The organism is Bifidobacterium callitrichos, from assembly GCF_008698085.1.
Taxonomy (GTDB): Bacteria; Actinomycetota; Actinomycetes; order Actinomycetales; family Bifidobacteriaceae; genus Bifidobacterium; species Bifidobacterium callitrichos.
The window spans coordinates 433990-447242 of record NZ_RZJP01000001.1 but is presented as its reverse complement, the minus strand read 5'-3'; the positions used below and the strand labels follow the sequence as shown (position 1 = coordinate 447242).

The window sequence follows — 13253 nt, the reverse complement described above, 5'->3', positions numbered from 1 at the left end:
AGTAGTCGAATGCAATGCGGGGATACTGTATCGCGGAATCAGGAAACGCAGGATGCAAGGTTGTGCGTTTTTCCGTATGTCGTGCCGTAGAGTGGGAACTGCTGGATTCTCTAATCGTCAAAGAGAGGTAGGAACCAATGAAGGTCGACATTCTCACCCGTGAATACCCGCCGCACGTCTACGGTGGAGCCGGCGTGCATGCCGAGGAGCTGTCCAAGGTGCTGGCCGAGCGCGTCGACGTGACCGTGCGCGCGTTCGACGGCCCACGCACCGAGGCCGATGTGCCGGCCATCCCCAACGCCGCCGAGGCGAAGGGATCGCTCAAGGTCGTCGGATACGGCACCCCCGACGAGCTGGCTGACGCGAACCCGGCGCTGAAGACCTTCGGCGTGGACCTGCAGATCGCCAACGACGTGGACGCGGACATCTCCCACGCCCACACGTGGTACGCCTGCCTAGCCGGCTACCTCGCCAAGATGCTGCACGGCACGCCGCTGGTCATCACCGCGCACAGCCTCGAACCGTTCCGTCCGTGGAAGCGCGAGCAGCTCGGCGGTGGCTACAACCTGAGCTCCTGGGCCGAGAAGGACGCCTACGAGCACGCCGACCGCGTCATCGCCGTCTCCGGCGGCATGCGCGAGGACATCCTCACCGCCTACCCGGACCTCGACCCGGACAAGGTCGTCGTCGTCCACAACGGCATCACGATGTCCGATTTCGAGACCCCCGCCGAGGATGATCCGGCGTGGGGCGTGTTCGATCGCTACCACATCGACCGCTCGAAGCCGACCCTGCTGTTCGTCGGCCGCATCACCCGTCAGAAGGGTCTGCCATATCTGCTTCAGGCCCTGCACCTGATCGACAAGGGCATTCAGGTGGTGCTGTGCGCCGGCGCGCCCGACACCCCGGAGATCGCCGAGGAGGTCAAGACCGCGTTCGCCAAGCTCGATGAGGAGCGCGGCAACATCATCTGGATCGAGGAGATGCTGTCCCGCCCGGAGCTCAACGCCCTCGAGCACGGCTGCGACGCGTTCATCTGCCCGTCCATCTACGAGCCGCTCGGCATCGTCAACCTCGAGGCCATGGCCTGCGGTCTGCCGGTCGTCGCCTCCGCCACCGGCGGTATCCCCGAAGTCGTCGTCGACGGCGAGACCGGCTACCTCGTGCCGATCGAGCAGCTGCGCGACGGCACCGGCACGCCCACGAACCCGGACAAGTTCGTCCACGACATGGCCGCCGCCATCGACAAGGTCATGGCTGATCCGGAACTCGCGAAGAAGATGGGACAGGCCGGCTACGAGCGCGCCCGCGACCACTTCAGCTGGGAGTCCATCGCCGACAAGACCGTCAAGGTCTACGAGGACGTGCTCGCCGAACAGAAGTGACGCTCGTCCGATAACTGATTGACAAATGGGCCTTCCCTTGCACGAGGGGAGGCCCATCGTCGATAATCGGCGGAAAGCGCACGAGAGAACGTGCACACATACCAATGGCAACGGAGAGGACCCATCGCATGACCGAGAACGTCAGCAACACCGCAAACACCGCAGCAGACGCCTGCGACGACAACGTCGTGCTCAGGCTCGAGGACGTCGAGTTCCGCCGCAAGCGCCGCGTGATCATCACCGACGTGAACCTAACCATCCGAGCGGGGGAGCGCTGGGTGCTGTTCGGCCCCAACGGCATCGGCAAGTCCACCGCCGTGGGCATGCTCGCCACCCGCACCTTCCCATCGGAAGGCCGCGTGTTCATCCTTGGACATCAGCTCGGCAAATACGACGTGTTCAAACTGCGTACGCGCATCGGACTGGCCTCCGCCGATCTGGGCCGTCAGTTCCCCGAATTCGAGGATCCGCTCGACGCGGTCGTCACCGGATTGTCCGCCGTGACCGGACGCTGGCGCGACACGTACACCGAGGAGGAGTACGCGCGCGCCCGCAACCTGTTGAGCGACTTCCGCGTGAGCTACCTGGAGGGCAAGGAGATGTGGCGACTGTCCGAAGGCGAACGCACCCGCGTGCTCATCGCCCGCGCGCTGATGGGCAACCCGGAGCTGCTCATCATGGACGAGCCGACCACCGGCCTCGATCTGGGAGGCCGCGAGCAGGTGATGCGCACGCTGAGCCGTATCGGACAGGAGGATTCCAACCGTGCGGTCGTGCTCGTCACGCATCGTCTTGAGGAGATCCCCGCCGGATTCGACCATATCGCCATCATGGGCCGCAAGCCGATCCCCGCCGAGGACGCCACCGAGGAGGGACTCGACTCGGCCGGCAACCCCGGCGCCGGCACCATCATCTACACCGGTCCGCTCGAGGAGGGTCTGACGAGCGAGCGCCTGTCCGCCCTGTTCGGCATGCCCATCGAGGTCGAGCATTCCCACAACCGCTGGTCCGCCTTCGCCGTGTGAGAAGATTCCGTGTGATGCGGTTCCGTGTGGAAAACCGGATCGCACGGGAGCTGCGGAGCGTGCGGAATGTGTGGGGGCAAGACGGGGGTCGGTTTCGGCGCATCGTGCCCTATTCGTTGTGCAGCATCGAGAGCATGTACATGGGAAGGTATGTGACGCCGTCCTTCTCGCTCACGTTGGTTTCGGCGAGGACATAGGCTTTGTCGATGTCGTATCCGGGCGTCGACAAAGCGTTGTCGAGAGCGGCGTGAGATCGGAATCTGGCTCCCGATTTGATTTCCAGCGCCAATATGTCGCCGTCGGCCGTTTCGACGAGGAAGTCGAGCTCCCCGATGCCCTTTTTGGTGAAGTAGTACAGGTGGTCGAACCCGTGCGCGACGAGTTCCTGTGCGGTGACGTTCTCATAGACGCCGCCCATGTTCATTGAGGCGTTGCCGTCGAGAATACCCAATGCGGATTTCTTGCCGTAGGACCCGACCAATAGGCCTACGTCCGAGTAGAACAGCTTCATCAGCCGACGTTCCGAATTGGCTCGCAGTGGGGTGATCGGAGCGGCGGCGTTGAAGACCGGTAGTGCCACGTTGGCCCCGGTGAGCCACAGGAATTCGTCTTCGATCTGGCTGAATCGCTTGACGTCGGTGATGGAACTGATCCGGAACCGGCGGTTCTGGCTTTGCAGCTCGTTGGGGATGAGCCGGTAGATCTCCTGGATGGTGAGCCGGTTCTCCTTGGGCGCGTATTGCTTGATGTCGTGCTCATAGTATGTGCGGATGTTCGATTGGATGGCCCGCACGGGGTCGATGGTGTTGTTTTCGATGAAGGAGGTCACGGCTGCCGGCATGCCGCCCACCAGCAGATAGCGGTGGAACAAGTCGGTAAGTCGACGATGGATGAAATCGGGGACTTCACTCGTGTTCGTAAAGCATTCGCGTACGACGTCGAACGCGGTTTCCACGAGTCCGTTCGCCCAGCAGAATTCCTCGAAGTCGAGCGGATACATGGCGAATTCGTCCAGATAGCCGACGGGCAGTGATCGGACGTCCTCCAGTTCCACGCCCAGCAGCGAGCCGGAGAGAATGTAGTCGTAGTCTCCCTTGTCCACGAGTCCTTTGATGAAGGTCACGATCTGGGGACATTGCTGGATCTCGTCGAGGAACACCAAGGTCTCTCCTGGAACAAGTAATCCGCTGGCCGCGACGGAGATGCGAAACAGCAGGTCGTCGGGACTTGTCGCCTGAGTGAAGGACTGTCGGGCGTTGTCGTCAAGCACGAGGTTGAATTCGACCATATGTTTGTATTCGGCGCGGCCGAACTCCTCGATGATGAAGGTCTTGCCCACCTGCCTCGCACCGGTCACCAGCAACGCTTGCTTGGTCTTATGGGTTTTCCAGAATTTGATGCGTTCGTAAGCCTTGCGTTTCAACGTCTCCACCTCCGTATATGACATTCGTCTGATTTCAGTATAGACCGTTTATTGCACTTATCTGATTCTGGAATACTTTATTTTGAGCACTTATCGCTATTTCGGTGACGCCTATATCGACACTCGTCGTGATTCGTGTGGCCGCTATATCGACATTCGTCGCGTTTGATGATCCCGTGCGACGAGATACGCGCGGCCTACCGCAAGCTGCACCTGTACGACGCGTTCAACGCCCGCGAATCAGACGTGGTGTGGTGCAACGCCACGCCCGCGGATGGCGATGATGAGGCCGCCGGACATGAGGCCGACATCACCGATGCCGGCAATGATGTTGGTGCTATTGGAACAGGCCTACACGAGTCTCATGAACGTGGCCGAACCCGGCTACAAGGACTGGGTGAGGATACGACTTGCCGTTTGATGCAAACAGCGTATATCCTTATGTATATACGTAAGGAGGTGATGGCACATGCTTGCTACGGCCACCGTCACGAAATGGGGGAACAGCGAGGGGATTCGAATCCCGCGGGAGGTCAGGGAGCTTGCCGGCATCCATGAGGGGAGCTCGGTGACCATGGAGGTGAAGGACGGTGCGATCGTCATACGCCCGGTCTCCACACCCACACGGAGGATGGGGCGATATGTCCTGCCGGATCTTGACGCCCTGTTCTCTGACTATCAGGGCCCGCAGCCTACGGAGGATGGGTTCGCCAATCCCGCAGGGCAGGAGGAGCTGTGACCGGCAACGGATACCGCAGAGGAGACATCGTCGTCGCGGATCTCGATCCGTCGGCCGGTCACGAACAGCGCAAAAGGCGGTATCTGTTGGTTGTGGGAAACGAACAGTTCAACCGTACCTGCAACCTGACTTTGGCGTGCGCCATCACGTCGGCCGACAACGGATACCCGTTGCATGTCCCGGTCCATCCGATTTCCATGGGCGAATCGATCGAGGGATTCGTTGAGGTGGAGCAGCTCAAGGCGCTGGATCTGGCAGCGAGGGGTGCCGAAGTCGTCGGATGGGTGCCGAGTGATGAAATGGATCGCATCACCGGGATGATTCTGGCCTGCTTCGCATGAGCTGAACGACCGCGTACGGTGATCACACCCGGGACCCGGCGGGCGGGTTGTCCGGTTACCTTGGTTGTCCGGTTGGATAAGGTGATGCGGGCAAGGGCGTAATTGCCGGAAAAGTGCCGGATAGTGTGTCTGATATGCCGTGTCCTCGATCCATGACCGCTCAATCGTCTCCGACACCGGATGGAAGGTCGTGCTCGGCCGTGGTTTGGACATCTATCAACCGTACAACGACAAGGACTGGCTCAATCCGTTGACCAGACTTCAACAACTGCGTCGGGTGCGCGCATGCGATATCACCTATATCAGGAACGAATCGCATGCCTCCGAAAACGGATCGAGCATGAAGGCCGCATAATTCGGTCTAACGTCGCAAGGCACACCATCCGTCGCACATATCGCACCCGCATCAATCACCCCGCCCGCCATGCGTGACGGGCGGCGGATCTTGGTGCGGGCGCGTGTATTATCGTGCGGTATGAGTGAGACTGAACCGAAGTTCCGTTACAACGCCGCACTGGCGCAGGACATCGAAAACAAATGGCAGAAGAAGTGGGATGACGAGGGCACGTTCTGGGCCGCCAACGTCTCCGGCGACCTGAAGGACGGCAAGGGCCGCAACGCCGAGGGACGCCCCTCCTACTTCGCGATGGACATGTTCCCCTACCCGTCCGGCAAGGGCCTTCACGTCGGCCACCCGCTCGGCTACCTCGCCTCCGACGTGGTCTCCCGCTACCACCGCATGAAGGGCGAGAACGTCCTGCACGCCATGGGCTACGACGCCTTCGGCCTGCCGGCCGAGCAGTACGCCGTGCAGACCGGCCAGCACCCGCGCATCACCACCGAGCAGAACATCGCCAACATGTCCCGCCAGCTGCACCGCATGGGCCTGAGCTTCGACAACCGCCGCACCTTCGCCACCATCGACCCCGGCTACGTGCGCTGGACGCAGTGGATCTTCTCTCGCATCTACGACGCCTGGTACGACGAGGACGCCACCAACCCGTCCGGCACGAAGGGCTCCGCCCGCCCGATCGCCGAGCTCGTCGCCAAGTTCGAGAACGGCGAGAAGGCCATCCCCGGCCACGAGTCCGACGGCAAGACGTGGGGTCAGCTCACCGACGCCGAACAGCAGGACATTCTGAACGACTTCCGTCTGGCCTACATCTCCAAGTCCCCGGTCAACTGGTGCCCGGGCCTGGGCACGGTGCTCGCCAACGAGGAGGTCACCGCCGAAGGCAAGTCTGAACGCGGCAACTTCCCGGTCTTCCAGCGTGAGCTGCGCCAGTGGTCGATGCGCATCACCAAGTACGGCCACCGCCTCATCGAGGACCTCGACGGCATCGACTGGCCCGAGAAGGTCAAGCTCATGCAGCGCAACTGGATCGGCGAAAGCCACGGCGCCTCCGTGCACTTCGAGGTCGACACCCCCAAGGGCGTCAAGGACATGGAGATCTACACCACCCGCCCCGACACCCTGTTCGGCACCACCTTCGCGGTCGTCTCCCCGGAGCACCACCTGCTCGAGGATGTGCCCGCCGAATGGCCGGCCGAAACCCCCGATGATTGGAAGGGCGGCTACGCCAACCCGGTCGAGGCCGTGAAGGCCTACCGTCTCGCGGCCGAATCGAAGACCGCGAAGGACCGCGTCGACGAGGCCGGTGAGAAGACTGGTCTGTTCACCGGCCTGTACGCCATCAACCCGATCACCGGCGCGAAGCTGCCGCTGTTCACCGCCGACTACGTGCTCATGGACTACGGCACCGGCGCGATCATGGCCGTGCCGGGCGGCGACCAGCGCGACTACGACTTCGCCACCAAGTTCGGCCTGCCGGTCATCTACACCGTCCAGCCGCTGCCCGAGTCGGGTGACGACCTTGCCAACTACGAGGGCAAGGCGCCGTTCGTCTCCCATGACGGCATCGTCATCAACTCCTGCGTCGAGGCCACCAAGGCCAAGGGCGACGCGCTCTCCCTCAACGGCCTGCGGGTCGATGACGCCATCGCCAAGGTCAACGAGTGGCTCGAGTCCGCCGGCGTCGGCAAGGGCACCGTCTCCTACCGTCTGCGCGACTGGCTGTTCTCCCGCCAGCGTTACTGGGGCGAGCCGTTCCCGATCGTCTACGGCGAGGACGGCACCCCGCACCTGCTGCCCGATTCGATGCTGCCGATCGGTCTGCCGGATGTGCCCGATTATCAGCCGCGCACCTTCGACCCGATGGACGCCGAATCCAACCCGGAGGCGCCGCTGAGCCGCAACGAGGACTGGGTCAAGGTCACGCTGGACCTCGGCGACGGTCCGAAGACCTACTACCGCGACACCAACACGATGCCGAACTGGGCCGGCTCCTGCTGGTACTACATGCGCTACATCGACCCGTCCGACACCGCGCACATGGTCGAGAAGGACGAGTTCGACTACTGGATGGGCCCGAACCACAACAAGTACTCCGGTGACGAAGGCGGCGTCGACCTGTACATCGGCGGCGTCGAGCACGCCGTGCTCCACCTGCTGTACTCGCGCTTCTGGCACAAGATCCTCTTCGATCTGGGCTACGTGGATTCGGCCGAGCCGTTCCACAAGCTGTTCAACCAGGGCATGATTCAGGCGTACGCCTACACCGACGACCGCGGCCAGTACGTGCCGGCCGACGAGGTCGTGGAGGGTCCGGCCGACGCCAACGGCGAGCCGACGTTCACCTGGCACGGCGAGCACGCCAACCGCGAGTTCGGCAAGATGGGCAAGAGCCTCAAGAACATCATCACCCCGGACTACATGTACGAGAACTACGGCGCGGATACGTTCCGCCTGTACGAGATGAGCATGGGCCCGCTCGACGAGTCCCGCCCGTGGAACACGCGCAACGTGGTCGGCGGCATGCGTTTCCTGCAGCGTCTGTGGCGCAACGTCATCGACGAGGAGACCGGCGAGGCCCATGTCAGCGAGGAGACGCCGGACGCCAAGACGCTCAAGCTGCTCAACAACACGATCGCCGACGTGACGGTCGAGATGGAGGGCATGCGTCCGAACACCGCCATCGCCAAGCTCATCGTGCTCAACAACCACCTGACCTCCCTTCCGGCCGTGCCGCGCGCCGCCGTCGAGCCGCTGATCCTCATGCTCGCCCCGATTGCACCGCACATCTGCGAGGAGATGTGGTCGCGTCTCGGTCATGACGAGTCCCTGTCCGCCGCCCCGTGGCCGGTGGCCGACGAGCGTTACGTCGGTCAGGACACCGTCACCGCGGTCGTGCAGATCAAGGGCAAGGTGCGTGCCAAGCTCGAGGTCTCTCCGGACATCGATCCGGCCGAGCTCCAGAAGCTTGCGCTCGAGGCCGTCGCCGACCGTCTCGGCGGCAAGGAGCCGCGCAAGGTCATCGTCAAGGCCCCGAAGATCGTGTCGATCGTCCCGGCCGAGTGACCACGAGTGATCGGTTGATTCCGATCATCGTCCGTTTCCGACGGCGAATGTGAAGAAACCGAAGGGTTCCGTCCACATTCGCCGTTCGGCTGGACTCAACGCCCATACAACCCCACCGTGGGAGGTATGGGCGTTCATTTTTCCTCCGGGCCGGATGCCGATTCCCGGCCGCATTCCCGTGATCCCCGTGATCCCCGTGATCTGCGTGGTCCGTCGTCTCGGCGTGCCCCCTCGCGTCCGACCATGGATTCCGTACCATTGCCGCCGCGTCCGGCAGTGTCTCAGTCTCATCCGCCGGCCGTGCAGCCGGTAACGACGTATACGACGTCATCTCCTCCGTCTCATTCGTCGCATCCTTCTCCCGACGACGATTCGACAATCAGGCGGTCGGAATCGCTCTCGCTCTCCCGTCTGACCGGCGTCAACGGTGCAGACACGAGCGTCGACGAATTCGAACGTCGTGCACGCCACGGCAGGCCGCGATTGCGGTTCACCGCAACCCACGCGCTGGCGGCGATCCTCATCATGACGTTCGTCACCTGCATGAGCCTGACGCTGCTCATCCAACAATCGATCAACTACGCCGCCATCGACGGCGCTCGGCACACACAGGAGCAAACCGCCGATCCGGGTGCTTCGGACGCTGATGGGGATGAGACCGATTCGAACGGACAGACCGGTTCGGACGATGCGGACAAGACGGCAGACGATGCCGAAACCAGTACCGAAGCAGGTGACGGAACCTCCGAACCGCAGTCCGCTCCGACCGCACCCGATCCCGCCGATCCCCGACTTGACCTCAACACCGCCACGCTGGAGCAACTGGACGCCATCCCCGGCATAGGGCCGGTCACGGCGCAGAAGATCCTCGACCATCGTCAACGGATCGGACGGTTCACCAGCGTCGACCAGCTCCTCGACGTCTCCGGCATCGGAGCGAAGACCCTGGAGAAGATTCGACCGAAGGTCAGGGTCTGATGAACGGGATGACGGGCGCACGCGGGTCGCGCGAGTCCCGCGTCGAATGCGGCAGCCGCGATCGGCGTCTCCTTCCCGTCGCGATCACGCTGTGGACGGCATGCCTGTCCGCAAGATTCCTGTTCGACGCTCTGGTGACATCGATCACGGGTGGCGGCACCCTTGACGGCGCGACGATCGCGATCATCGTCGCAGCGGCGGCCGACATCGGCATCGCGATCTGGCTCCTGTCCACCCGACTCGCGCGTATCGGCATCGGGCGGGAGATCGTCATGGTGTGCGTGATGACCGCGCTGCTCGGCATGATCGCGACCTGGTCCGGCATGGCGATCGCATGGCATGATCCGGCGGCGGCGAAGGCGCGGGAGACATCCGGATACATGCACATCGAGGGAACGGTCATCGAACCGGTGCAGGTCTCCTCCAATCGCGAGGCCGATTGTCAGGCGGAAATGCGATTGCAGGCCATCGACGACGGCACCATACGCGTTGGATCCTACGCGCAGGTACGTGTGTTCGCATCGGACGACGACTGCGCTCGCATCCATCGCGGCGCCGTGTATCGCGTGTCCGGCGCGTTCGGCGAGGCACGATTCGGCTCGACCCCGCTGTGGATGAGCGTGCAGGGCAAGGATGGATTGCGTCTGCTGCAGGAACAGCCATGGCCCGAACGGTGCCGCGAACATGTGCAGGAGTCGTTCTTCCGAGCGACCTCGGGCCTGTCCGAACAGGGGCGCGTGCTCGTGCCGGGGCTCACGATGGGATTCCTCGGACAGGATCATCTGCCATCCGCGTACGATGCGCGTCCGATCAACGACACCTACGCCGCCCAGCTTGAGGAACGCTTCCGCGCCGCCGGCATCATGCATCTCATGGCCGTCTCCGGCGGACACTTCGTCATCATCGCGGGACTGGTGTGTCGCGCATGCGCCCGTCTGCTTGTGCCACGGCGGATCGTGGCCATCCTGTGGGTGGTCTCCACGGCGGTGCTCGCCTCGTTGATGGCACCGGGAGACAGCGTCTCCCGTGCACTCGTCATGGGGTGGATCGGCGCCGCAGCCCTGTATCTGGGGCGCAGAACGCAGGCGTTGAGCGCCCTGTGCGTGACCGTCATCGTCATGCTGCTGGGCGATCCGAGCCTGGCATGGAGCTACGGGTTCGCGCTTTCGAGTGCGGCCGTGCTGGGCATCGTCATGATGTCCGGGCCGATTGCCGAGGTGATGGCGCTGCTGCTGCCGGATAGGCTCGCCGATGCGCTGGCGATGACGCTCGCCGCACAGACCGCCACGCTGCCGATACAGGTGATGATGGAACCGCAGCTGCCGGTATGGTCGATTCCGGCGAACCTGCTCGTCGCGCCGGTCGTCGATTTCGCCACGATCATGGGGCTTGTCGGCCTCGCCGTCGCATGGGTGAACGTCGATGCGGCGTCAATATTCGCATGGATCGCCTCGTGGGGAACCCGCGTCATGGAACGGGTGACGATGTGGCTTGGCGGCGGTGATCACGCGGTCGTGCCATGGGCCGGGGGAGTGGGCGGGGCGCTGCTGCTCGCCGGGGTCGAAGCGGCGATCATCATCGCCGTCATCGCAATAGCCCGCATGCTCGGCCCTTCACAGGCCGCCCATGCGCTTCCCGGCATACCGTTCACCGCGAACCCACGCAATCGGATCCGCATCTGGTGGGACGACACGATCCGCATGATCCGGCATCTCGACCAATACCTCGACTAGTCAGGATCGGACGGTCGAATGGCCGGACGCGTCTGCCGCCTGATCGCATGTCATCCCGCCTGCTGACGGAACTGCTTCCAGATGTCGGCGAGGTTGCGGTTGTCCGAGGTCCTGCGCCACACGGAGAGTCCGCCGGCGCTCTTCCCACCGGCGGCGGCCTTCGCGGCCGCGGTTGGCGAGGCGTGGGTGGAACCGTCGTCGAGACGGAACCTGCCGTCCTCGGTGACGGTCGCGAACCAGCGTTCGCCCTTGCGCGGACGATCCCATACGAGCTTCTCGCCGGGGATGAGCAGCCCGGCCTCCACGACCTGCTTGATCGTCACGCGACGTGAGCTGTGCACGGGACGTGCGATCCTGCCATGGCCCGCGAGCTCGTCGATGTCCTGACTCGTCAGATCGGTATGGTTCTCGTCGTATCGGATCTCCCAACGGTCCGCGATCAGACGGATCGTCTCCTCCTGACGGTGGCGCAGCATCTCCGGCGTGCACTCGTTGAAGTGCTTGAGCTGTTCGGTCAGGGGGAATCGGCGTGAATCGGCGCGCATGAGCATGCGGTCGCGGCGTCCCGCGTAGTCGGTCAGCTTATCGAGCTGGTCCTCGGATCCCTGGGCGAGCGCCATGTTGCCCAGACGGTACATCCAATAGTCGTGCGTCTCCTGCGTCCAGCCGGATGCGGCGAACGCCGACTTCGGATCGAACGCCACCGGCATGATCGGCAGGGCGCTGAGCTTGCGCGGTCGTGACAGATGCGTTTCGGCGGCCTGATCGTTGGCTCTGATCAGCAGCAGGCGGATCAGATCGTCATCGCCCTGCATCTCGCCGTGCAGACGTACCAATGCTCCGGCGCGGTCGTCGGACGAGATCGACAGGGCGCGGATCATGCGCACCGGATACCCCTTGTCGAGGTCCCGGATGGCCGCGGCCGCATGTCCGCGCCTGCGGAACGGCGCGGTTCTGTTCAGCGTGTCGACGCCGGTGATACGCTCCAATGCCGCGAGTATCTCGTTGAGTCGCTGCGAATCGTGCGCGCCGAGCGTTCTCACCGTCGTCGACGCGCGTGAGGCCCTCGTTCCGCGCGAGGTGAACGGGGAGATGTCCGGCGCGCCCAGATTGCGGAACGAGTGGACCAGCGCCCACATGGCCACCGGCTTCCATTCATGGCTGGGGTAGTCGTTGAGCGATTCGAGCCGCGCCTTGACCTCGTCGGGCAATACGGTGTCGGAGGGGCGTGTGATGACCAGCCAGGCCATCGCGTACGGCGCGAGCACCTGATCGATGAACGTCGTCATCGTGCCGTTGTCCAGATACGGCTGCATCACGTCGGTGAGGAAGTCCTCGATGAGCTTGTCGCTGTCGGGCTTGTGGGTGGCGATCAGATGCAGGTAGGAGAAGAACCGTTCGCTGGCCGGCGAATCGTCGCCGAGCGGATCCATGATGTCATCCCAACGCTGCGCGTACGCGTCGAGTTCGACCGGCTTGAGACCGGATGTGGCGCGCGCCTTGAACACGTCCGACGGGGTGAGCGGCAGGCCGCGCATGTTCATCACGTCGAAGATGCGATGCGCGCTGTCCAGATCGTCGGTGGTGACGATCACCAGCGTCACCTCGTTGACCAGATACGAGGCGAACGTCCGCCGCTCGTCCTCGCTCATGTTCGACAGCTCGTCGTAGACGCGTTTCGTGTTGCGGGTGATGTTGCGCTGCGCGGTGGTCGTCCAGTCCTCCTCGCCCAGATCGAACAGCGCCTCCAGATTGCCCTCCTGCACGTATTCGCGGAAGAACGCCGCATCCCGCTCGCGAAGCGTCAGCCGCGGCTCGTTCCTGATGCCGCGCAGTTTGTCTCCCGGCTCCACGATGAGCGCGTCCAGCAGCCGCATCCACTCGTGGTCCCGTTCCAGATCGCGCAGCGCGGCGATGATGATCGCCAATGACACCAGACGCTGCTGGCCGTCGATCACGTCGAAGCGGTTGTCCCTGCCGGAGCGGACCAGAATCAGCGATCCGAGGAAGTACGGAGTGCCGGGCGTCTTGGCGGCCCCGGCCAGATCGTCGACCAGCTGCTGGATGTTCTCCGGCTGCCAGATGTAGGGGCGTTGGAACGAGGGGATGAAGAACCGATAGTCGGGCGTGAAGACCTTCTCCAGCGGCAGTTCCTTCGCATTGATGGACATATGATCCCTGATCCCTTCCCGGCGAATGATTGTGGTTTCA

Annotated in this window: 10 protein-coding genes; 8 read left to right on the top strand and 2 right to left on the bottom strand. The window is 63.4% G+C overall.

What is annotated here, in order from left to right:
- The first annotated feature begins 137 nt into the window (after positions 1 to 137).
- Both glgA and EMB92_RS02005 read left to right on the top strand, forming a co-directional pair.
- Complete coding sequence (gene glgA / locus EMB92_RS02010; protein WP_150393604.1) at positions 138 to 1385, top strand: glycogen synthase; 1248 nt, start codon at positions 138 to 140, stop codon at positions 1383 to 1385.
- Positions 1386 to 1513: 128 nt separating this feature from the next.
- Positions 1514 to 2410: an ABC transporter ATP-binding protein gene (locus EMB92_RS02005; protein WP_150393603.1), complete on the top strand. Its 897-nt coding sequence runs from the start codon at positions 1514 to 1516 to the stop codon at positions 2408 to 2410.
- Positions 2411 to 2519: 109 nt separating this feature from the next.
- Here the strand turns inward: EMB92_RS02005 and EMB92_RS02000 are convergent, their stop codons facing one another.
- Complete coding sequence (locus tag EMB92_RS02000) at positions 2520 to 3833, bottom strand: ATP-binding protein (protein WP_223847515.1); 1314 nt, start codon at positions 3831 to 3833, stop codon at positions 2520 to 2522.
- Positions 3834 to 4302: 469 nt separating this feature from the next.
- On the opposite strand from EMB92_RS02000, the gene EMB92_RS01995 reads away from it, so the two are divergent.
- From EMB92_RS01995 to EMB92_RS01970, 6 genes are all read left to right on the top strand, one after another.
- Positions 4303 to 4572 (top strand): AbrB/MazE/SpoVT family DNA-binding domain-containing protein, encoded by a 270-nt coding sequence (locus EMB92_RS01995; protein WP_043163799.1) that lies wholly within the window; start codon positions 4303 to 4305, stop codon positions 4570 to 4572.
- Entirely contained in the window at positions 4569 to 4913 is a 345-nt protein-coding gene (locus EMB92_RS01990; RefSeq protein WP_150393601.1) for a type II toxin-antitoxin system PemK/MazF family toxin, read from the top strand. The genes EMB92_RS01995 and EMB92_RS01990 overlap by 4 nt, the downstream gene beginning before the upstream one ends.
- Positions 4914 to 5052: 139 nt before the next feature.
- Entirely contained in the window at positions 5053 to 5268 is a 216-nt protein-coding gene (locus EMB92_RS01985; RefSeq protein WP_150393600.1) for an MIT C-terminal domain-containing protein, read from the top strand.
- Between the two features lie 120 nt (positions 5269 to 5388).
- Complete coding sequence (gene leuS / locus EMB92_RS01980) at positions 5389 to 8331, top strand: leucine--tRNA ligase (protein ID WP_150393599.1); 2943 nt, start codon at positions 5389 to 5391, stop codon at positions 8329 to 8331.
- A gap of 300 nt (positions 8332 to 8631) precedes the next feature.
- Positions 8632 to 9309, top strand: a complete 678-nt coding sequence (locus tag EMB92_RS01975; protein WP_190973520.1) for a ComEA family DNA-binding protein — start codon at positions 8632 to 8634, stop codon at positions 9307 to 9309.
- Entirely contained in the window at positions 9309 to 11042 is a 1734-nt protein-coding gene (locus EMB92_RS01970) for a ComEC/Rec2 family competence protein (RefSeq protein WP_223847514.1), read from the top strand. Before EMB92_RS01975 ends, EMB92_RS01970 begins: the two co-directional genes overlap by 1 nt.
- Before the next feature lie 50 nt (positions 11043 to 11092).
- On the opposite strand, the gene EMB92_RS01965 is transcribed toward EMB92_RS01970, so the two are convergent.
- Complete coding sequence (locus tag EMB92_RS01965; RefSeq protein ID WP_150393597.1) at positions 11093 to 13213, bottom strand: GmrSD restriction endonuclease domain-containing protein; 2121 nt, start codon at positions 13211 to 13213, stop codon at positions 11093 to 11095.
- Positions 13214 to 13253 lie beyond the last annotated feature (40 nt).